Source organism: Shewanella sp. M-Br (genome assembly GCF_036245925.1).
Taxonomy (GTDB): domain Bacteria; phylum Pseudomonadota; class Gammaproteobacteria; order Enterobacterales; family Shewanellaceae; genus Shewanella; species Shewanella oncorhynchi.
The window spans coordinates 95,873-114,519 of sequence record NZ_BJBV01000007.1 but is presented as its reverse complement, the minus strand read 5'-3'; the positions used below and the strand labels follow the sequence as shown (position 1 = coordinate 114,519).

Here is an 18,647-nt window from a genome sequence, read left to right as displayed (position 1 = left end):
ATTTGATAGCATATCCCTAGAGCAAACCTCTATAATATCGCTCAATTGCAACACACCCAACTGGTCGTTTTTTAAATCATTCACAAACAACTCTGCTCTTAGTCTCCCTAAGGAGACTGCATTGCGAAGATCTTCATGTCTGTAGGTATATCTTGCTAAGAGTTCTGTGACAGGCATAACGTTAGAGTCATGATTAGACATAACTATTCTCAATAGTGTTATTAATTTTTGCACAGGCTAACAGCCACAAATAATATTGTAAATATATATTGTAATAATTTTTACGTATAACAATCATGTTCTACACACATCAAGTATTTTAGATATTTAAAATATCAGAAATACAAAAACACATCCTAACAAGACAATTAAAAGTCACTTTAAATATTTCACTAAGTAATAAGTTACTTATTTAATAGTTAATAAGTAACTTATTACTCACCTAGAAATATAATATTAATTTATCCTTTTATTTTGACGGTTGTGTGGCCACGACTGAACAACGATAACCACCTTTGCTATCACCCCGGGCAGTGACTTTATCAATGGACCAATCACCGGCCATTTCTGGCGGGAACGAGTCATTAAGAGTCAGCAGGCCCTCGGCAACCAAGTAAGGATCTCCTGGTAAGTCTAGCCTGACACTGGAACCTTGCCGGTTAACCTTGGTTAGTTCGGCGCGGCATGCATGTTGCGCAGTATCAGCGCTTTCGTATGCCTGGCGTAGCCTCTTAAACGGTTCTGCGCCATCGAAGACTTCATGCTCTTGCCCCGTGGCGTTGTCCATCCATTTAGCTTTAACGCCGCTGAAATTAGTTCGGCTAGGTTTGTCCAACTGACAGTTGATAAATTTACCAGCATCATTGGGATCATTATTACCTGGGACACAAACCACTACGGGCGGGATAGTCTGCCCAGTGATGGTCTTAACCTGCCCACGCTTTGCCAACACATACAGCTCATTCACCGGCTTGGCCACGGCATCTCGCTCCTTAGCCAGCCGAGTTAAAAAAGCACTGTCTGTTTCGTCAACTTGATCAACGTGTGCCAAGGTGATGCCCTCAAACTCGGGCGCCACCCGGGGACTGAACCCATGGGCGCTAACCACCTGGCGAAACAACTCAGCTAATGTCACGTTATCAAATGAGCGGGTTCGGCGTTCCTTGAAGCGGGTTTTGTCATCGATCTGAAACGGCGCAGCCGTGGCCACAATGGTAACGGTCGGCGGGAACAGGCGCGGGATGATGCGGGTGATCTTAAACTCGCCCTTATCAACCAATTTGCCGTCATACCCCTCTGACCACCCTAGGGTGGCGCCCTCTTTGGGCATACCAGTTTGGCCGGCTGTGTCCACCGTCAGAGTAATTTGGTCAGACTGGATGCCTGAGGCGTCAACTCGCTCCCAAGAGATTAGCCGGCTATTGATAATGCCAGCACCCGGGCCACGAACTGACACTTGGGGAATAAATCCTAATCCCATACGTTCACCACCTTATCCGGCGTTTTGGCTGCAAGCTCTGGCAGCTTCACCTCTATCCCTGCCGGCAAGATAGGGCCGTATTGCTCCAGACCAGGATTGAGTTGATACAGCGCCTCTTCGGCTTCGTCATCATCCCGCTGCAGCTGTTGCCACAAAATAAGGGCCACAGAATCACCATCACGACTGCGTATTGTACTCACCGGCATACTCCTCCAGTTCTATGGTAAAGCCCACAACAAAAGCGGTACCGTCATCGATAATGCGGTCTTGTTTCTCCTGCAGGCGCTTAACTGTCCACAGCCCTAAATTGCGCCCATAGCCATCAGTCAACACCAAGGGCGCTCGCTTAGCTTGGAGTGCTCTGAGCTTGTCCATATTGCTCATACCTTCGCCACGGAACCAGGTACCCGTAACACTGATATTTTCCAACGCTTGCCCGGTGTTTTGACTGATAGGTTTTTGACCGTACCTAGGAACAGTGACCCATCCCCCATCACTGGTACGCTGCAATCCCTCATAGGGCGTTCCCTCGCTGAGCGAGAAGACAAACCCTCCCAATGACATCATCTGTCTCATGTGTCGCTCCTATCTGATAGGCTGCTATCTGCCCTGGCTGATACATCACTATTACCCAACAGCATCGGGCTAAGCTCAGCCTTCATTCTAGCCATAAGGTCGTTGCCCACATCACGGTCATAGGCAGGATTGCCCGAAGGCGTGATCTGAATCGTCGGTGAGAATGTGATGGTCTTGTTGGACTGTTCGAGCTGCTTGGTTTGTTGAGCGACAGCAGCCGGCGCGGGTTGGTCGGTTTTATCCTCACTGAACCAGCCGCCTATCTTAGTGCCTGCCCACTCTCCCACAGCACCACCACCTAAACCGCCAACAATGGAACCAATGATCCCACCGATAGCAGTGCCGACAATAGGCACAACAGAACCTAATGCCGCACCGGCCATAGCGCCAGCAGCTGCACCACCCATGCCGCCGACCATATCCCCTGCAGTGCCGCCTATCTGCTTAGAATCACCACCAGATATGGCAGACGCTAATCCAGCGCCTTGCAGCAAAATATCCGCTGGTTTAAAGATCTTCCCGGCACCTTTCAATAAGGCACCGCCTGCGGGTAGCATATCCATCACGCTACCTGCTGCACCGGCTATATCAGCCCCCGCCATGGCTAAATCACCGGCTGAAGCAGCGCCAGAAACCATAGACAAAGCAGCGCCACCACCAAGTAAGCCTGCCATGCGACCAAACCTACCGGCACGACCAGGACGACGACCTGGTGCATTAGAGCCCGCCAAGGCAGGCTCTGGCATTAAGCCACCAAGCAGATCACCTATGCCTCCGGCTAAGCGGCTGGCACCTCCGCGCATACGACCAAGACGGCCACTAGGACGGGCAGCACCTCGCCTGGTTCGGCCCTGACGGCCATAACCACCTGAGCCAGCACCTAAGCCGCCAAGTTTACGATTAAGCCTATCCAGCGCTCTAGATGCTCTGTTGGCGCTTGTGGTTGTTTCTTCGGTAGAGCTGGACAGTTTGGTCTTACCCAACTTAAAGCGGTCGAGGCCATTGCCCATGGTCAGCTTGGCCAGCTTGAATGCGATAGCACCAGCTTTAACCACAGCAATGGCTGCTGCCACTCCTAACAAGGCACTGGTTAGGTTTGGGGAATCTTTAGCAACATCAGCTATAAAGTCCACTACTGTCATCAGGGGCGGCACCACGGCATCGAGGACGGGTAGCATTCGATCACCTAAGGCGATAACCATGTCATCAAACTTACTGCTTAACATTGCAAGTTGATGGCCACGGGTCTTAGATTTATTTGCATATTCGTCATTGACGCTGCCGGCGCGGTCAGCTTCTTTAGCTACCCGACCAAAGGCCGCTATTACCCCGTTTTTGTCATCATCCATGGTCGTGACCAACTTGGACACGGCACCCTTGATTTCAGAGCCAAACAGTTGCGATATGACTGCCCCACGCTCATCGGCTGAAACGTCCTGCAGTTCGCGTAATACGCCCAACAAGGTGCCCTTGGCATCTTGCTGCATGGCACTGGCGAGTTCTTCTGGGTCGAACCCCAATTTACCCAAGGCTTGTTTCTGACTGCCCGTGGCCGAATAGCCGGCAGTCAAAGCGCCTGAGATATTTTTCAGGGCAGTGGCCGCAGTTTCTTCCGTGGCGCCACCGGCGATCAAACTGGCAGACAATGCGGCGGTATCGTTGTAACTGAAACCGGCACCCATGGCGGTAGAACCCTGACGAACCATCACAGCAGCAATGTCTTTCGCCTTGGCGTTCATGTTGTTGCTGAGATAGTTGGTCGCGTCAGCTAAGTCGAGGGCGTTCTTCTGGGTGAGGCCCATAGCCGCTCGCCACGTTGCTAACGTAGAACCCGCCTCTTCAGCAGAGACGTCCCATGCCACGCTCATTTTGGTGGCCGACTCGGCGAACTGCAGCAGCTGGTCTTTCTCGATACCAGACTGACCTGCAGCCGTGACTATGTCGGCAATGCCGTCTTGCTTCACACCCAAGTCACCGGCCATCTTCATCATCTGGCGGCGGTAATCGGCTTCTTCCTTCTCACTTGAAAAGTTAACGACTTTCTTTACATCAGCAAACTTGCTCTCGTACTCAATGGAACGCTTACCCGCCATCACCATAGGTGCAGCGGCAGCTGCCACCCCAACCGCCTGACCAACCAGCTCGCCCTTTTGAGCATTTCTGGCATCAATGCGGCCCTGTAGGGTCTGAATGTGTTTCAGCTTCGCCGATTGCTGCTCGAGCGCCTTGTTCGCTGCAGTGGTTTGTTTAGCTAGACGTAACTCTTCCGCGCCCAAGGCGTTAACCTTGAGCCCTGCTGCTCCCAAGTCACGGCGTAAGCCACCAAGCTCTTGAGCCTGGCGACCATAGGCAGTGGTTAACTTAGCCGTGGATTGCTCTGCCGATTTCAATGCCAGGCGCTCTTTTTTCAGCGCCTGCTCGGCATCCTTCTTAGCCTGAGTGAGACGGCCCACTTCCTTACGGGCCTTAGCCACTTCTGCCGATTCAGCACCATAGGATAACGTCAGTTTTTCAACCTGACTTTCAGCCGATTTTAATGCTGTGTTGTGCTGGTTCAACGTGGCAATTGCAGACTGCTCTGACTGCTGCAATAGCTTAGTTTCAATTTTGGCGTCAGCGAGCTTGGATTGGGTTATGTCCAGCTGTTCAGACAAGCTCTTGAAACGGGTGATTAGCTTTTGCTTATCACCTAATTCCTTTAACTGGGCACTCGTTTCGGTAGCTGCACTTCGCAGCTTGCCGACACTCTTGGTCGCATCATCGGTCGGGCCGCTAAAACGGTTTACCGCCGATAAGATGATCGATGTTTTTTGGTTGGTTTCTCCCACGGCTTACCCCTTCTTTATCCCCAGCTTTGCGGCCGCCAAGTGATAGCGGCGCATAGCTTCGTCAATGCGCCAGCCTAAAACCTCCCCCGGGGATACGTGGTAAACCAGGGGGATAACATCCGTTAGGACTTCAACATCTTTTGGCGAAAGAAGTCCGCCGGTTTTTCCAAAAAATCAATCAGGCGCTCCTGCAGTAAATTCCAGTCAGGCAGCGAAAGGCGCTCCAACTCTTCACGGCTGAATCCTGAGCAACTGGAACTGATAAACAGGGTTCGGTCCCATTCATCCTTGTGCGTGTCCATCAAGTCGGTCGTGGCCACGGTAGGTGGGCGAAGCGTATAACCGGTTTTATCCTGGCCATCGTCACCTTGGAACGGCACCAACAACACAGGCTCAGCAGATGAGTCGAAGCCTTCAATAAGTTGGGCGGCACTCATGTGCATTAGCTCCAACACTTGCTCCTGCAGGCTGGTATAGTCTGGCGTAACAAGGCGCTTTAATTCGCTCAACGTCAGGCCTGTACTGGAACAGATGCAGGCACGGAGCAGGTCGGTATCTTTGCCTTTGTGGGTCTTGCTCATTTCTCGGTGCTGACCCATGGTCAGTAATTTCACTGGGACAGAATTAAGCGGTTGTTTCTTGTCGTCTTCAATCGCCCATACCAGTTCATGCGTTTTAGGTTTAAACATTTCAAACTCCCAAAATGAAAAAAGGCCCACTCCTAAATGGAGGGGCCTGTGCGTAGCAGCGAAGAAAAATTATGCCATGCCGATATTGCGACGATGCTCAACCATGAGATCGCCTTTACCCAGATTCAAAATCTGCGCGTTGCGGTCAATCTCGTAGATCAACTTGCCATTTTCGGTTTTCTTGTAAGCACTGATGGCCATTTCCAACTCAGAATCGGGCAACTCTCCCATCTTGCTAGGGGATTCAGTGACAGAAATTACCTCGCCGGTCAGGCTGTAAATGATGGCGAACTTGTTGCCATCTTCATCCTGGTGCGATTCCTTCACATCCACCTGACAGACTTCGCCAGCAGCAAGACCAAAAGCGGCAAGCAGCTCCTGGTTGGCGCCCTTGACCTTGAACTTACTGTTCATCTTTTCCAAACCGACCATGATTTGCCCAGGGATAAACGAGCCTCCCCGGGTGTCCTGCATGGCCTTCTTGATTTCTGGCGCAGTAAACTCTTCCAGCTCTTTGATCAAAGGCTGACCGTTAATCATGCCGGCGCGGGTAATACGTGAGCGTTGTCCACCCATTACAGAACTCCTTCTAGGAAGGACTCGACAATGCCGACATCCTCAATTAAGTGGTACACCATGTGCTCGTTCGGGGCGAAGCCATGGTACTTAATGGCAATATGCCATTCGCCGTTGCGATAGTTGTCTACCGTATTCAGCGTGGGGTGCAGATACACTTGAGCGCCCATCACTGTCTCATCTGCCTGCAGCGTCTTGAGCCAGTAGTTCAGCTTAGTGATCTCTTGCTCCATAAAGCTCTTGCTGAGATTGCGGCCCATGGCGCTCTGTGCGGTTTTAGCCAGCTTGCGCACAATCGCGTACTCAAGCCCCACCTGAGACACGAAACGCCCCATCACGCAGCGGTTGCCAATAAGCGAGAAGCCACCCATTGAGGTTCGGGCAAAATAGGACACGCCGTTTTTATTCAACAAATCACCATTTGTTGATTTGTCCATGATGTTGTAATCAATGGTACGAGCCGTGCCTTGGATTAACGCACCCATACCGCCCTTGGCTGGACTCTCCCAAGCTCGAACCCTGGCAAAGCAAGACAACGCCACTGCAGCCGCCGAGAAGTACACGTTACCCTTGGCCGCTTGGCTGTATACAGCCACTTGGGGATCGACTAGATAGAAAGACTCATAACCAGTGCCGTCACCACCCAATGACTGTGAGTAAGCCACTGCGGCTTGGTCGTTAGTGTTTGGACCATCACCCACTGGAATAGCAAACAGGCGCTTACCCATAGCTGCCAGTGCATCAGCTACCGGCTTAGTATTGAAGCCAGGGGCCGCAATATGGGTAGGTGTTTCCTGACAATCTGGCAAGGCTTCGATACCGGTACGTTGTCCAGTTGCAGCATCTATTCTTCCGATGATGTTGTTAGTTGCAGCGGCCGCATCAAGACCTTCTTCGACGATCACCACATAGATAGGTACTGAGACTAAGCGGAAAATCTCATAGCAAGAACGCCACAAGGTGCCGCGCTCGGTACCGGCAATATCCAGCTTGGCCGCATCACCTAGATTAGCCACACGAATAGGACTGTTCTTAGGCAGTAAAGGGTCGGCATCTGGCGCTGTTCCTACCAAACCAAGGACAATGCTACCCAAGGGTCCCATAGGTGGCGGCGCGGCTTGACGCTCGATGCTGATCCCGTTATGCACAAACGATGCAATCTCAGGCATTAGTTATCTCCTTTGGTGGATTTGTCAGCCTTGGCAACGCCAAGCTTGCCTGACAGCAATAGAAAATCTGCCTCACAGGGCAGCAGTTCAACAGTCGCACCGGCTTGGTGCCAGTGCTTGTTATTCGGACACTGATAGGCTTCCAGCACCTGATACTTCTGGCGCGGATTAGCCTGGGCTTTCTGGGTAGCCATAGGGCCTCCTGAAATAAAGAACCCGGCACATGGCCGGGTTAGGGGTATAAAAAAACCGCCTTTAGGCGGTTAGTTATTCGGGTTTAACGGGCCAGACAACAGCAAGCGGGTCATCAAACATCTGTGGTAGGTCACGCAAGGCTTGACGATAAATCTTAAACTCTTCCGCTTTTTCTATAGATAAGGGTGAGTCTGGCATCTGAGTGAAATCAGTTTCGCGCAAAAGGCGATCCCGAATCATTTTGTTTTCTTTCCAGTGACCATTTTTTATTACATCAATTGGAGTTTGATTTTCCATTATCCATTTACCTCACCACGAATATAACCAACAGTAGGAACGCCAACATGAACGCCATCAGTAATAGGAATTGGGGCCGCGGCGGAATAACCAGCGATAGGTACTTGTGCCTCATAGTAAACATTGATAACTACATTGGCAAAGTCGGCACCAATTTCATACGTTGTATTTCCACGCAACCAGATCCACACATCATATGGGCTAGACTGCGTTGACAACTTTCCAATAAAAGGAATATCTGCGTCAGGTAAAACCCTTGATGTTGATTTACCATCAACCAGATACATGTCAACCAGAATGTAACCAAAATTAGCGCCATATTCACGATCGTTGGCTCTGAAGTGGAATTCTAAGGCCCCATTCCATTGACCGTACACCGCGCTGTCTTGATGGACATGGCGACGCAAATAAAAATTAGCGCCGTTAGGTTGACTAATTCTGACTGGATACCAGAAATTCTGGTTTCCTTCGACTCGCAGCGGTTTAGTTATACGCTTCTGTAACGCATAGCGATTGTCAGCATTCGTTTTGAAGCCTTCAAAACTTTCTGAGGCAGCGGCCACCTTCTGATCAATCTGCCCCATCTTTCCGGCCACTGTGGCGGTCATACTATTGACCGATTCAATTAGCGCCGCTGTTTCTTGCGTACTCATAGGTGCTCCTTTTATACGCTGTTAATTAAATTAGTGCCGTTATCAAAAGCGGCGGTTAATTGGGTTATCAGGCTACTGAGTTCCTGATTGGTACTATCTAGTCCGGTTTGTTTGGCGTAGAACGCAGCCGCTTTACCCTCTAACAAAGCGGCATCGGCGGCCTTAGCGCCTTTTGCCAGATACCTGGCATCGGCTGCTATCTTGTCGTACACATCGGCGCTATTGGCCTTAGCGGCCAGCGTGGTAATGATGGTACCAATGCTGTCTTGGTTGCCCTTAAGCGCAGCGGCTAACTCGTAGATGGTGTCCAACTCAGCCGGCGCCAAACCGATAAGGTTCTGGATAAGCTGATTAACTTCATCCTTGGTGTAAGTCACCCCCTTGTCTGCTTTATTGGCCAGCTCAGCTATGTTTACGGTAATTTCCACATCACCACTGCCGTCGAAATTGACTTGACCACTGGCATCACCCGTTAGGCTAAACAGCCTGGCCACCTTAAGCGCATGGGCATAATCGGCAGTGGCTGCTAGGCGATTGGTGACAGTCAGATAATCTATAGTGCCGCCGGATTTACTGAGCTTGTTGCGCAGCTTGCCGTCAATTGTGCCAAGCAGCTGACTGAGCTTACTCAGCATGATGTCTATTGGCGTTTGGGGTTCAGCCATGGGTTACTCCTGGGCGCCAATGGCGCCAATATAATGATCCAGTGTTAGGCTCATGCCGCTAACCATACCCAACTGCGCTTGGCTTACCTGTTCGGCCTTTTCGCTTGCCATAACGGCGGCATGCTGTGCCTGCTGCGCCATGGTCAACACACTTTCAGCTACGGTGCCGACAGGCCCTTGAACGCCGATAGATACGACATTAAGCCGTGGCCGGCTAAGCTGCTTAATGGTGACCTGATTGCCACCAATATCCATTCTCACTACTTGCCGAACGGTATGGCGCAGCGTTATACGGTTGAGGTTATTCATTGCACAGCCCCAACAGTCAGCCGCGCCCAACCGCGCACCAGGCTGTAGGCATCACCACTTGGGAAGGTGACCCGCACTTCCCAGTGCGCATCCTGCCACGCATCAGCCTGCTGACCAGCGGTTTTCTCTGGGCTGATATGTATGGCCATACGGCCCTTGGTAGGCTCGGGCACGGTAATGTCACCCGCCATACTTGTGCAGCTAACCAGTAGGGCATTACTGACTGAACTACGCACCTGCAGGGTGATACTGCAGCCGGTAATGTCAACCGGTTGCAACACGCCGGCTTCGTTTTCAGTCTCCCAAGTCAACTCAAAGTCAAAGGTAGTGCCAGTGACCAGGGGCAGCTCTTGTTCGTCCATACGCCCCCCTTAGGCATGTTTCTTTTCCAAATCAAGCAGACGAAACTCCTGCTTGATTTGGCGATGCATGGTGTCTACCTGAGCGATGGCCATCTTGATAAATTCCTCATCGATGAGGATGTTGAGGTTTTCAGTGCCAACAACCACAGTCACTGTGTTACTGGGTAAGGCGCTCAAATCCAAGGTGATGGGCTGGATGCAGTGACCATCCTTTGGCTTGTAGTTTAAGGTTGTGTTAGGGGCAGAGATCACCCCGAACAACGTACCTGACGCCAACCAGAACCCTAATTCTCTGATAGGGTATTCTTGTGGGCCGCTGAACTTAGCGGTGGCTTGCAATGTTGCGCCGGCGCCGTCCTTATATTCGCCAAACTCGACCCGCTGAACTTCGTTCTGCAGCGTGGCCTGGTCTGGGTTTGGGGTGTAGGCTCTGTCACCTGCCGATACCCATTTGAGTTCGGCTTTAATCCCTTTTGACTTGGCGCCAATACATTCGTCCAAGCCCTTGCGGGTAATTACTAATTTGAGTTGGTCGGTCATCTGATTACCTTATATAACTGCGCTCGCGTTAACTGCTGAGACTGTGATGCTGTAATGGCCGGCTACGGCCGTGATACCCAACTGGGCATAACCGCTAACGATGGGCGTGATAGCCAGCAAGTTCAACGGCTGAATGTTTATCCCAGGCAGAGCGCCACCGGCTATCGCAAGCGACACGGTGGCGTTAGGCATAGGCCAAAGCCCTGCCGCACCATGAGTCTCTTTGACATTTGTCGCTGGGGCTCTGGCGCCGGCTAAGCCGAGCTGAGTTTCTACCCCAAACATCAGCGACAGTTCGATCACATCACGCTCTGATTTACTGTCAGCTATATAAGCCATAAGCTTATGCACGTTGGCGACGTTGACCGGCTTATTACCTTTATCCCACGCCAGCACGGCGAGGTTATAGGGTGCCGCTTGCGGAACCTGTTTATACCAAGGCGTGATCTCACTCAGAAAATCCAGTGACTCCAGCGCCATTTTCAAGCCGGCACGAGTGCCACTCAGGCGGCGAACCTGCCAAGCATTGCCGGTCAAATTTCGCTTTAGATGCTCAGGGTCAGCCGAGTCCCATACCGGCAGCTGCCGCTCGGCAGCAAGATACGGCAGCATATTAGGCGGGGTATACCTGGCATCGAGTAACTGAGGGTAAGGCTGAGGAACAGCATAAAGCTCTTCACTCAACGCCAGCTCCAGCCCCCGCTCTAAGGCGCTGCGGTTATCTGGCAGGACGCTATAGGTTTTCAGTGCTGACGGTAATGTTGATTGACTCAAGATACGGCGCCTCACTGTGAGCACAGCGTATGGGCTGCGCGGGTTCGGTTAAATCGGCTCTGTGAGCCCCTGTTGATTTCAATAAAACGCTGTAGATCATTGACGGCTCTATGCTCCCGCCCAACCTATGCTGGCTGGTTGCATATTCCTGCACGGCTTTCTCTGCAGCGACTTTAACCATGTTGGCATCTGGCCCTGGACGAACATAAAGCTGTGCTCTACACGACCAGTTTTGAATGCTCGGGGTCTTCACCGTAATAAGATCCGTTTCTTGGGCTATGTCATCCCGACCAAGATAGCTCTGGGTCGCATCCACCAATGCCTGCTCTGGTATACCGTTGCCGGCATGGGCCAATATGTAACAGTCCACTACGCCAGGAGTGACTTGACGGGCTTGGGCATCTTTGGTTTTGCCAGCATCTTCATGCTCTGCAAACTCATAGGTCACCACCACCTTGTTAGGCTCAGGACTTTCCACCTTAACCATCGGCCTCCCCCCCAAGGTCATAGCATGGAAGCGGTAACCTGAGCGCGTACCCGTAGTGGCCAAGGCGTAAGCTGCCAGGTAATAACGGGTCAATAGAGCCTCGTTGCTCTCCATCACTGGCGGTACAGGCGGGTAAGCATTAGGGTCACCTTCTGCCAGCACCAGACGCTTAACGCCCAACTGGCTGGCGATCAAGTCAACCATGGCCTTGTCCGTGGCATACATACCGAACATCTGCTGCGCCTGGGCATTCATCTGCCGAAAATGGCTTTGCAGAATAACGGTAAATGCCTCGGTGAATTTGGTCATCAGCTCGGCCTCGTTGGCGAATGTTTCGCGCACCGCGGCGGCATATCCTGGGGCTTTTTGTTCTAGGTACTCCAGTACGCGATTTTTGACATTGGCCAGCAAGGTTTCAAAAGTCGGTGTGGTGATCACATCCGATTTAGGTAATGGGTTTTGATGGGGAAACATCCAGTGGCACCTCAAATCTAACAGGACGGCCATGCCACATGCCCTCAAAATACAGGCTCAATCCAGTGGCACCGCGCTTGGCCATGCAGCTGCTAGGGATAAAATCCTGCAGCCCGTTGGCCGGGTTATAAAAAGCCTCGATGGCAAATGCCTGGGCACGAACCAGCATGCTGTCAGACATATTGTCGGCCAAGGTTTCCCGCACTCTGCTGCCAAACCTCGGCCGTTTAGCACGGCCAACCAGCGGCGTGGTCATCACCTGGATAATCCGGCTCACCAACTGCTCAAAGCCGTCAATCTGACGGCCTGTGTTACGGTCGATTCCTATCATAGAAGCGCCTTTATATTCTCCGGCAAGGTCATATCTAACGCTGCGCGGGTGCAGTCATTGTTCCATAAGACTTCAATAGATTGAGCCAATGAAGATGCCATCAACTTATTTTTCATATCCGCTAAGAATCGTTGCTCTGCTGCGAATCGCTCAGCAAGGCTACTCATTGCAGATTGAAACATTTCAGCAATGTCAGACAAAAAACTTTCTAAAGCAGACGATGACATTGAACCCGAAAAGTAGGCTGCAACTTTTTCAACGATGCTATTTGCAGCATCACCAATCACATTGAAAAACTCGTCACATGCACCGTTGACCGTTGCAAACAATGCCTCGGTGTTGAAGCAGCTAGACGGCACTTGATTCGTCAGAGCATCTAATCTATTAGCTTGCTGCGCCATAGACGAAAGCCGTAACGTGTCATTTGACATAGCCGTTATTTGAGACACATTCCCGAGTAAACTGCCATTTGCAGAACTCAATAGCTGGCGCGTACTGGCTAGAATATCTGGATTAACGACACCTAAACTTTCTAATGGCCTTAATGCATTGTCGGCTTGATTTACCGCCGAAATAGCTTGATTACCCACTCCGATAGATGGACTCGAAAAACTCAGGCCGCCCGATTGGATTTTTTTAAATAAATCAATGTTCATCGCTATTTCGTCTCGTTAGGTGTACTCGTGTTAGGGTTGCCAGTTGGATGCGTATGTCCATTATAAATATTGCGATCATCTTGCATGCTGCGCGTGTGGTCGCTGACCTCGCCATCAGCCTTGACGTCCTTAGTCGCATACACCAGCTTGGTATCGAGGGTGATCTTCTCGCTCGCCTTTAATGTCAAGGTGCCGGCATCCATGTCCCATATTTCTGCGCACTTATCCCCATAGGCCGTAACCACTTGTTTAGGGTTATCAGCGGGGAAAGGGAACTGGGTGGAATCTATACCAACCAGTGCAATGCTTTGGGCGCCGGTGTTGCCGCCGCCAAAATTCAAAATGAGTGCTTGCTCGCCTTTCGTCGGGCAACGGTAATGAGATACCCGCCCTGCAGACTGAGCAAACCACTTAATAAAAGGCGTGGTCAGGTCGCCATGCTTAACCTTGACCAGTTTATTGCTTCCGTGTATTTCACTGACACAACCCAAACGGATCATGAGTTGCTGGCGCCGGCGTAGTTCTTCCACCTCAGTGCTTAGCTCTTCAATACGATCCAGATATGGCCCAAGCATTTCACGCACCAAGATTTCAAGCATCTGCCTCATTGAAGTCCTCCAGTGGGTGATATTCGGCAGGGTCATCCATGTTTACCGGATTCACTGCCAGGCGTATGCCCCGTTCTTCATCAGGCTCCAGCGTTGGCATGCCGATGGTAACTTTCTGCACGTATTTGATTGACCACACTGAATAGGCATCAAGCTCAGGATCTAATGCATCTGGGTCGGCGCTGACGACTTTAGCCGGCATAGCCTTGATGCCAAAGTTAGTGTCCTGCAGGACCACACTGAGGAACATGGCCGCATTACGGGCATCAAGCTGATAAGTGCTTTCTTTGACTCCCATAACGGCCAACACTTCACAGTGCAAATTGACCGCCAACTGGCCATTACCCGGTTGATCTCCAACTGGCTCCCATCCCATTACTGAGATAAACGCACAAGGCGTTTCTAGGGTGTCCGTAATCTCAGGGTAATACTCTACCCCCTTGAGCCATGGCGCCTTAGATTTGAGCCAAAGGCGCACAGCCTCGTGATATTCCGTTAGGTGTATGCCTTTGCTCATGCGTATTTATTCCATTTCTGTTGACGACTAGCGATTGAACTACGGCCAGCCACCCGGCCTTTCATATCAGTGGTGAAGTGCTGCATGAACACTTCCGGCAAGTCCATAAACACTTCATCTTCAAGCCTAAACTGGAGCGCCTCTCCCACAGCCACTTTCTTCTCTCGGATAGGAAATCTGGCCGCCCCTTTACGTGCAAAGATGGAGCGCTTACCGCGAACTCGACCAAGAAAGCCGTCTTCGTATTTTTGCTGGCCAAGGGTCTTTGATGTAAAAGCCGCGCCGGCTGGAGAACGCTTGCTACCTAGTCGAGACAATCGGCCTTTTAAACGGCCAATAGACATATCGTTAAGACCAAACCACAGCTTAAGTTCGTCCAGCTTGGCGCTATCAGTTTGACCAACACGAAATGAATACTTGTGCGCCTGCATACGCTTGCGCACTTCCTTGAGCCCCTTGGCATCCATGCCGTCACGCATTAATTTTGAACCTTGTGACTTCATGGTGACCGAAGTTCTAGCAATAGCGCGGTTATAGGCGGCCAAAAGCTCCTTTTCAGTGCCGCCCAACATCAACTGAACAGACTCAAGCTCACTTGGATCAATATCGAATAGCAGGCTTTGTTGATTGCTTTGCATCTTTGACTCCAAGATAAACCCGGGTCAGACCTGAACCTTCTGGAACCGGTTGTTTAACCAGTTGCCACTCACTGCCAGCCACGGTCACACAATCCCGAATATTAAGCCCTGCAGCATCACTATCGGGCAGCAGTAGGGAAGCGTTATTCCCCTCAACAAAACCGCCCCCTTTCAGCTTGGCCGTCTGCTGTGGATTTTTGTAAATCCCCACAACAGGCTTATTTCCGCTTGATAGATGCAGGATGGCTGGCGTACCGAAGTCTTTGGGGTTAAAGAACACCCCAAAGTCATTAGCGCCTATCACTCTTCAGGCTCTTCTTCATCACCGAAGAAATCATCAAGCGCATCGGCTTCGCCTTCTGGGTCTTTGATTTCAACGGTGACCTTGGTTGAGTCCTTAACCACTTTTGCCTGACCGGCACGTACTAAATCACGCGCTTCTGCTTTGGTGACTTCTACGACAGAATCAACCACGCTCTTACCTTCGCCTATCTTTGGAAATACAGCGGTACCACGGATCATCACGCCAGAAATAATTTGAACTTTCATGAGTTCACTCCAGATATAAAAAAGGCGCCTCGTTGGCGCCGTAACTTAAGGGTTATTACACTTTCTTGCCGTAGGCAAAGGCAGCACCATGGCGGATAGCAACGTCTGCATCCTGGAACACGCGCAGCACAGTACCACCGCTAGCAGCCTTGGTTGACTTATCAACGGTCAGGTCAAGAGCACCCCACATACCGACCAGTGCCTGGCTAAAGTCGCCGTGCAACATGGCATCGGTTTCAAGCTGGGTAGATACCACACCTGGATAACCGTTCACCTGGTCGCCATCCCACAGGTACTTAGCCGTTCCAGCCGCCTTTTCTGTGGTTTTTAGGATGCCACGTAGTGATGGACGCATAGCGTAAGCCATATTAGCCGCCAGTGCGTTGGACTCGGCCACGGCGGTTTCAAACGCCACGATGGTATTCCAGTCCCAACCGCCTGCAGGGATTGGGATCGCATGCACACCCGTCTGATTTTTGATACCCAGCGGCTGGTTATTGAGGCCAGTTCCGAGGAACACCGCCTTATCAATACCCAGACCGATACCGCGCAGCATTTCATCACGCACCAGTAAATCAATATCTGGCGTGGATTGCTGCATCAGACGGCGTGTAATTGGCACAGCACCGGCAATGGTCTTCGGTGACATCTTAATGATGCCCAAGCCTACATTTGACTCAGTACCATCTTCGTCTTCATCAATCCAGTAGAAAGACGCGCCGCTGGTCATTTTGGGAATATCGACGTTACCGACCAGGCCAGTCGCAAAACGCACACCTAAGCCGGCTGCGATTGAGTTAGGGCGCAGCAGATCGATAAACTGGCTGCTCCATAAGTCAGTTGCGACCAACTCGCCACCCATACCTGCACCTGTAGACTGAGCCGCTCGGCCCAGTTGCGCCAATACTTCATAGTTGACGTAAAAGCCGCGAGCATCTTTGCCCATTTTATCTGCTAGGGCGACAGAGATTTCACGCTCAAAACCAGCAGATTTCCAATTGCCGGTGATACTGGCGCGAACCGCATTGATAAGGCTATAACGGCGAACGTCTTTAGCGTCTAACCCCAGGTTCATTTCTGTACCGGTAGGTTTAACTTTCTTATCACGCACACCATCAAGAACCAATTGACGGAACTTATCAACTGGGTCGCCATTGGCCACGGCTTCTTGGGCTTCACGACCCATGCCAAATTGTGAACCCATAGCCATGATTTCTTGGCAGCGTTCAGTTTCTTGCTTGCGAACGGCTTCTTCGTCTACGGCTACAGCCGGTGCTTTAGCACGAGGCTTAGCCGCTGGCTTTTGAACGCGGGTTTGTTCTTGTTCTTGCTCTAAAACATCATCTTCTGGGTCCATATCTAACTCTCTTAGTTCAATGTTAAAATCAGTTGTGTCGTCGTTATCATCACTTCGGCCTAACCCCACTGAAGTGTCAGCTGGCACAGATACAGATGAAATTTCATAGGGCTGCCATTTGGTTGCCCTATACCAATCAACCCCGTTCTCGTCTCGCTTAACGTGGATGATCTCCAAAACACGGTACCCAACGCTGATATGCGGTCGAATACCATCTTTGAGGTCTTGCCATAGCTCTTCGCCGCGCTGGCTATTGGAAAGGCGAATAATGGCTCTACCTTTCTTTTGGTCGATAACTGCGCTTTCAATCGCTCCACGTTGGTCACGAGTGTTGTGATCCATCAGGAACGCGCCGCTATTATTCAGTCTCGACAAATCACACTCACCAGGCGCATGCCCGAGAATTTCCATGCCGAACCACCGTTCAACGGGTTCCTCGCTTGAGAAACTCAATTCAACGGTGCGGTTTTCTTCATTAATGGATTCACGGACAAAGGTGAGGGTGCGAAACTGGCGGCCAAGCTTAAGAGTCTTGCTCTTCTTCTTTGCCATTTAGGTTTCCTTGTTGTTGAGTGGTTACGGCTCGCTGCTTGCGTACCTGTGCCACCATGTTTTCAAACTCCAGCAACTCGTTGATCACTGTCTCAGGGTCCTCCCCCCGTTCACGAATGATCTGCAGCGGGGATTTGGTCATGTTGTTGATGGCCTCAGTGTTGGCCTTCTCATCTTTGAGCGGGTCAACCCAATCCCATCTGCGGCCCTGGAACCTGTGATTATCCAGCCGTTTAAGTTCGCTAAACCGCAAGCCAGGGATGGCATTGCTGAGCAGTGACATTCGCAGCCATTTTGATTTAACCAAGTCACACAGTTCTTGACGCATCCAGCGCTGTTTCTTCTTCCAGCCGTCTCGGTCTTCCAACACGAACTGGCGTAGGCTAGAGAAGCTAATTCCCTCACCATCATTACCTAGGGTGTTGTAACTGACATCCAGACCACTGGCAGCGCCGCGCTTACCCTCTTTCATGTAGGCCGCAAAGTTGCTGCCTGACTGATTGAAGTTCAGCTCTTTTAGGGTGTAACCATAGGGAACAACCACGGCCATGCCGGGTTCGACCTCTTCAACAAAATCGGGCTCATCGTCTTCATCCTCTGGCTCAACGTCAGAGTCAGGCTCGTAAGCCAACATCTTGGATGCTGCTACCCTTGCACCGGTCAGCTCCGCTTCGCGGTAGCCATGCAAGTGGTGCATTTCCAGCAGCGCAGCATGTGCCCAGGGAACGCCACGACATTGACCTACCCTGTAAGGCAAAAAGGCCAGTAACATTTCACTGGCCGGGATGCGTTCATAACGGGTGTTGCCGTAAAAATAAACCCTATCCCCCGGGTGGTTAGTGAGAATGTGGTACGCCACAGGGCGGTCCCATCCATCTAATTCAACCCCCATGCGAATACGCAGGCCATCTTTAAGTTCACGGTTATAGTTAATGTCTAAGTGGGCTGAATCGAGCAGTTGCAGCGCAAAGCCGTACTGATTAGGGAACCCCTCAACAAAGCGCACCAGGATTTCACCGTCCTCGGCAACTGTACGGATAAACAGCGTCTGAATGTCTTGCCAGCTATAACGGCCAGTCACATCACAACTGCCTTTCTTCCCCCAGTTAGCAAAGTGTTCCTCAATCAAATCATTGGCAGCCTTGTCATCTGACTGACCACCAAAAGACTTGGCCTTGCTCTGGAAGGCAAACCCTTCTGGCCCGACTATGTGGGTTTCGCACATAGACAAGAACTTGACCACGTAACCGTCATCGTTACCGGCGCGGCGAGACTGAGCCTTTATCACGGACAAGTCTCGGCGCAGTTCCTCGTTAATGCTCAGTGACATGCCACCAAGGCGTGGTCCTGTCAGCCCTTGCTTTG

The 18,647-nt window shown here is 51.2% G+C and carries 25 protein-coding genes; all 25 read right to left on the bottom strand.

The genetic code is table 11. The annotated features are described in order from the left end of the window. Positions 1-469 precede the first annotated feature (469 nt). Positions 470-1,480, bottom strand: coding sequence for a hypothetical protein (locus AAA952_RS07745; RefSeq protein ID WP_338255839.1), 1,011 nt, complete (start codon positions 1,478-1,480; stop codon positions 470-472). Then, a complete protein-coding gene (locus tag AAA952_RS07740; RefSeq protein WP_220054888.1) occupies positions 1,471-1,680 on the bottom strand; it encodes a tail protein X in 210 nt (69 codons plus the stop codon). Before AAA952_RS07740 ends, AAA952_RS07745 begins: the two co-directional genes overlap by 10 nt. Beyond that, complete coding sequence (locus AAA952_RS07735) at positions 1,658-2,056, bottom strand: phage tail protein (RefSeq protein WP_220054887.1); 399 nt, start codon at positions 2,054-2,056, stop codon at positions 1,658-1,660. The genes AAA952_RS07740 and AAA952_RS07735 overlap by 23 nt, the downstream gene beginning before the upstream one ends. After that, a complete protein-coding gene (locus AAA952_RS07730; protein WP_338255834.1) occupies positions 2,053-4,884 on the bottom strand; it encodes a phage tail tape measure protein in 2,832 nt (943 codons plus the stop codon). Before AAA952_RS07730 ends, AAA952_RS07735 begins: the two co-directional genes overlap by 4 nt. Positions 4,885-5,006: 122 nt before the next feature. Further along, positions 5,007-5,573, bottom strand: a complete 567-nt coding sequence (locus tag AAA952_RS07725; RefSeq protein ID WP_338255832.1) for a phage tail assembly protein — start codon at positions 5,571-5,573, stop codon at positions 5,007-5,009. A 69-nt stretch (positions 5,574-5,642) separates the two neighbouring features. Next, complete coding sequence (locus AAA952_RS07720; RefSeq protein WP_338255830.1) at positions 5,643-6,149, bottom strand: phage major tail tube protein; 507 nt, start codon at positions 6,147-6,149, stop codon at positions 5,643-5,645. Next, a complete protein-coding gene (locus AAA952_RS07715; protein ID WP_338255826.1) occupies positions 6,149-7,318 on the bottom strand; it encodes a phage tail protein in 1,170 nt (389 codons plus the stop codon). Before AAA952_RS07715 ends, AAA952_RS07720 begins: the two co-directional genes overlap by 1 nt. After that, a complete protein-coding gene (locus AAA952_RS07710) occupies positions 7,318-7,512 on the bottom strand; it encodes a hypothetical protein (RefSeq protein ID WP_338255825.1) in 195 nt (64 codons plus the stop codon). The genes AAA952_RS07715 and AAA952_RS07710 overlap by 1 nt, the downstream gene beginning before the upstream one ends. 73 nt (positions 7,513-7,585) lie before the next feature. After that, the gene (locus AAA952_RS07705; protein ID WP_338255822.1) at positions 7,586-7,810 is read right to left on the bottom strand and encodes a tail fiber assembly protein; all 225 of its coding nucleotides are present in this window, start codon (positions 7,808-7,810) and stop codon (positions 7,586-7,588) included. Continuing rightward, positions 7,810-8,463 (bottom strand): hypothetical protein, encoded by a 654-nt coding sequence (locus AAA952_RS07700; protein ID WP_338255819.1) that lies wholly within the window; start codon positions 8,461-8,463, stop codon positions 7,810-7,812. The genes AAA952_RS07705 and AAA952_RS07700 overlap by 1 nt, the downstream gene beginning before the upstream one ends. Before the next feature lie 11 nt (positions 8,464-8,474). Further along, entirely contained in the window at positions 8,475-9,128 is a 654-nt protein-coding gene (locus tag AAA952_RS07695) for a hypothetical protein (protein WP_338255817.1), read from the bottom strand. Between the two features lie 3 nt (positions 9,129-9,131). Further along, positions 9,132-9,437, bottom strand: a complete 306-nt coding sequence (locus AAA952_RS07690) for a hypothetical protein (RefSeq protein ID WP_338255815.1) — start codon at positions 9,435-9,437, stop codon at positions 9,132-9,134. Further along, entirely contained in the window at positions 9,434-9,799 is a 366-nt protein-coding gene (locus AAA952_RS07685; RefSeq protein ID WP_338255813.1) for a hypothetical protein, read from the bottom strand. Before AAA952_RS07685 ends, AAA952_RS07690 begins: the two co-directional genes overlap by 4 nt. A 9-nt stretch (positions 9,800-9,808) precedes the next feature. After that, positions 9,809-10,339, bottom strand: coding sequence for a phage tail protein (locus tag AAA952_RS07680; RefSeq protein WP_338255811.1), 531 nt, complete (start codon positions 10,337-10,339; stop codon positions 9,809-9,811). A 9-nt stretch (positions 10,340-10,348) separates the two neighbouring features. After that, positions 10,349-11,113, bottom strand: coding sequence for a phage tail protein I (locus AAA952_RS07675; protein WP_338255809.1), 765 nt, complete (start codon positions 11,111-11,113; stop codon positions 10,349-10,351). Then, on the bottom strand, positions 11,073-12,074 hold the full coding sequence (locus AAA952_RS07670) for a baseplate J/gp47 family protein (protein ID WP_338255807.1): 1,002 nt from the start codon (positions 12,072-12,074) through the stop codon (positions 11,073-11,075). Before AAA952_RS07670 ends, AAA952_RS07675 begins: the two co-directional genes overlap by 41 nt. After that, positions 12,046-12,405, bottom strand: a complete 360-nt coding sequence (locus tag AAA952_RS07665; protein ID WP_338255805.1) for a phage baseplate protein — start codon at positions 12,403-12,405, stop codon at positions 12,046-12,048. The genes AAA952_RS07670 and AAA952_RS07665 overlap by 29 nt, the downstream gene beginning before the upstream one ends. Further along, positions 12,402-13,061, bottom strand: coding sequence for a DUF7217 family protein (locus AAA952_RS07660; RefSeq protein WP_338255803.1), 660 nt, complete (start codon positions 13,059-13,061; stop codon positions 12,402-12,404). The genes AAA952_RS07665 and AAA952_RS07660 overlap by 4 nt, the downstream gene beginning before the upstream one ends. Before the next feature lie 2 nt (positions 13,062-13,063). Next, positions 13,064-13,669 carry a phage baseplate assembly protein V gene (locus AAA952_RS07655; RefSeq protein WP_338255802.1) on the bottom strand — a complete coding sequence of 202 codons (606 nt, stop codon included), beginning with the start codon at positions 13,667-13,669 and terminating at the stop codon, positions 13,064-13,066. After that, a complete protein-coding gene (locus tag AAA952_RS07650) occupies positions 13,653-14,186 on the bottom strand; it encodes a hypothetical protein (protein ID WP_338255800.1) in 534 nt (177 codons plus the stop codon). Before AAA952_RS07650 ends, AAA952_RS07655 begins: the two co-directional genes overlap by 17 nt. After that, a complete protein-coding gene (locus AAA952_RS07645; protein ID WP_338255798.1) occupies positions 14,183-14,824 on the bottom strand; it encodes a hypothetical protein in 642 nt (213 codons plus the stop codon). Before AAA952_RS07645 ends, AAA952_RS07650 begins: the two co-directional genes overlap by 4 nt. Continuing rightward, complete coding sequence (locus AAA952_RS07640; RefSeq protein WP_338255796.1) at positions 14,787-15,128, bottom strand: head-tail joining protein; 342 nt, start codon at positions 15,126-15,128, stop codon at positions 14,787-14,789. The genes AAA952_RS07645 and AAA952_RS07640 overlap by 38 nt, the downstream gene beginning before the upstream one ends. Beyond that, entirely contained in the window at positions 15,125-15,373 is a 249-nt protein-coding gene (locus AAA952_RS07635) for a hypothetical protein (protein ID WP_338255794.1), read from the bottom strand. The genes AAA952_RS07640 and AAA952_RS07635 overlap by 4 nt, the downstream gene beginning before the upstream one ends. 55 nt (positions 15,374-15,428) lie before the next feature. Beyond that, positions 15,429-17,282 (bottom strand): phage major capsid protein, encoded by a 1,854-nt coding sequence (locus tag AAA952_RS07630; RefSeq protein ID WP_338255792.1) that lies wholly within the window; start codon positions 17,280-17,282, stop codon positions 15,429-15,431. Further along, on the bottom strand, positions 17,254-18,612 hold the full coding sequence (locus AAA952_RS07625) for a phage portal protein (protein ID WP_338255974.1): 1,359 nt from the start codon (positions 18,610-18,612) through the stop codon (positions 17,254-17,256). Before AAA952_RS07625 ends, AAA952_RS07630 begins: the two co-directional genes overlap by 29 nt. Positions 18,613-18,647 lie beyond the last annotated feature (35 nt).

Excerpts from the sequence above, each read along its gene's own strand:
- AAA952_RS07745 (WP_338255839.1), bottom strand. The coding sequence starts at position 1,480 with ATGGGATTAGGATTTATTCCCCAAGTGTCAGTTCGTGGCCCGGGTGCT.
- AAA952_RS07690 (WP_338255815.1), bottom strand. The coding sequence starts at position 9,437 with ATGAATAACCTCAACCGTATAACGCTGCGCCATACCGTTCGGCAAGTA.
- AAA952_RS07715 (WP_338255826.1), bottom strand. The coding sequence starts at position 7,318 with ATGCCTGAGATTGCATCGTTTGTGCATAACGGGATCAGCATCGAGCGT.
- AAA952_RS07700 (WP_338255819.1), bottom strand. The coding sequence starts at position 8,463 with ATGAGTACGCAAGAAACAGCGGCGCTAATTGAATCGGTCAATAGTATG.
- AAA952_RS07650 (WP_338255800.1), bottom strand. The coding sequence starts at position 14,186 with ATGAGCAAAGGCATACACCTAACGGAATATCACGAGGCTGTGCGCCTT.
- AAA952_RS07710 (WP_338255825.1), bottom strand. The coding sequence starts at position 7,512 with ATGGCTACCCAGAAAGCCCAGGCTAATCCGCGCCAGAAGTATCAGGTG.
- AAA952_RS07685 (WP_338255813.1), bottom strand. The coding sequence starts at position 9,799 with ATGGACGAACAAGAGCTGCCCCTGGTCACTGGCACTACCTTTGACTTT.
- AAA952_RS07670 (WP_338255807.1), bottom strand. The coding sequence starts at position 12,074 with ATGTTTCCCCATCAAAACCCATTACCTAAATCGGATGTGATCACCACA.
- AAA952_RS07680 (WP_338255811.1), bottom strand. The coding sequence starts at position 10,339 with ATGACCGACCAACTCAAATTAGTAATTACCCGCAAGGGCTTGGACGAA.
- AAA952_RS07665 (WP_338255805.1), bottom strand. The coding sequence starts at position 12,405 with ATGATAGGAATCGACCGTAACACAGGCCGTCAGATTGACGGCTTTGAG.
- AAA952_RS07645 (WP_338255798.1), bottom strand. The coding sequence starts at position 14,824 with ATGCAAAGCAATCAACAAAGCCTGCTATTCGATATTGATCCAAGTGAG.
- AAA952_RS07735 (WP_220054887.1), bottom strand. The coding sequence starts at position 2,056 with ATGAGACAGATGATGTCATTGGGAGGGTTTGTCTTCTCGCTCAGCGAG.
- AAA952_RS07625 (WP_338255974.1), bottom strand. The coding sequence starts at position 18,612 with ATGTCACTGAGCATTAACGAGGAACTGCGCCGAGACTTGTCCGTGATA.
- AAA952_RS07725 (WP_338255832.1), bottom strand. The coding sequence starts at position 5,573 with ATGTTTAAACCTAAAACGCATGAACTGGTATGGGCGATTGAAGACGAC.
- AAA952_RS07635 (WP_338255794.1), bottom strand. The coding sequence starts at position 15,373 with ATGAAAGTTCAAATTATTTCTGGCGTGATGATCCGTGGTACCGCTGTA.
- AAA952_RS07630 (WP_338255792.1), bottom strand. The coding sequence starts at position 17,282 with ATGGCAAAGAAGAAGAGCAAGACTCTTAAGCTTGGCCGCCAGTTTCGC.
- AAA952_RS07705 (WP_338255822.1), bottom strand. The coding sequence starts at position 7,810 with ATGGAAAATCAAACTCCAATTGATGTAATAAAAAATGGTCACTGGAAA.
- AAA952_RS07695 (WP_338255817.1), bottom strand. The coding sequence starts at position 9,128 with ATGGCTGAACCCCAAACGCCAATAGACATCATGCTGAGTAAGCTCAGT.
- AAA952_RS07660 (WP_338255803.1), bottom strand. The coding sequence starts at position 13,061 with ATGAACATTGATTTATTTAAAAAAATCCAATCGGGCGGCCTGAGTTTT.
- AAA952_RS07655 (WP_338255802.1), bottom strand. The coding sequence starts at position 13,669 with ATGAGGCAGATGCTTGAAATCTTGGTGCGTGAAATGCTTGGGCCATAT.
- AAA952_RS07720 (WP_338255830.1), bottom strand. The coding sequence starts at position 6,149 with ATGGGTGGACAACGCTCACGTATTACCCGCGCCGGCATGATTAACGGT.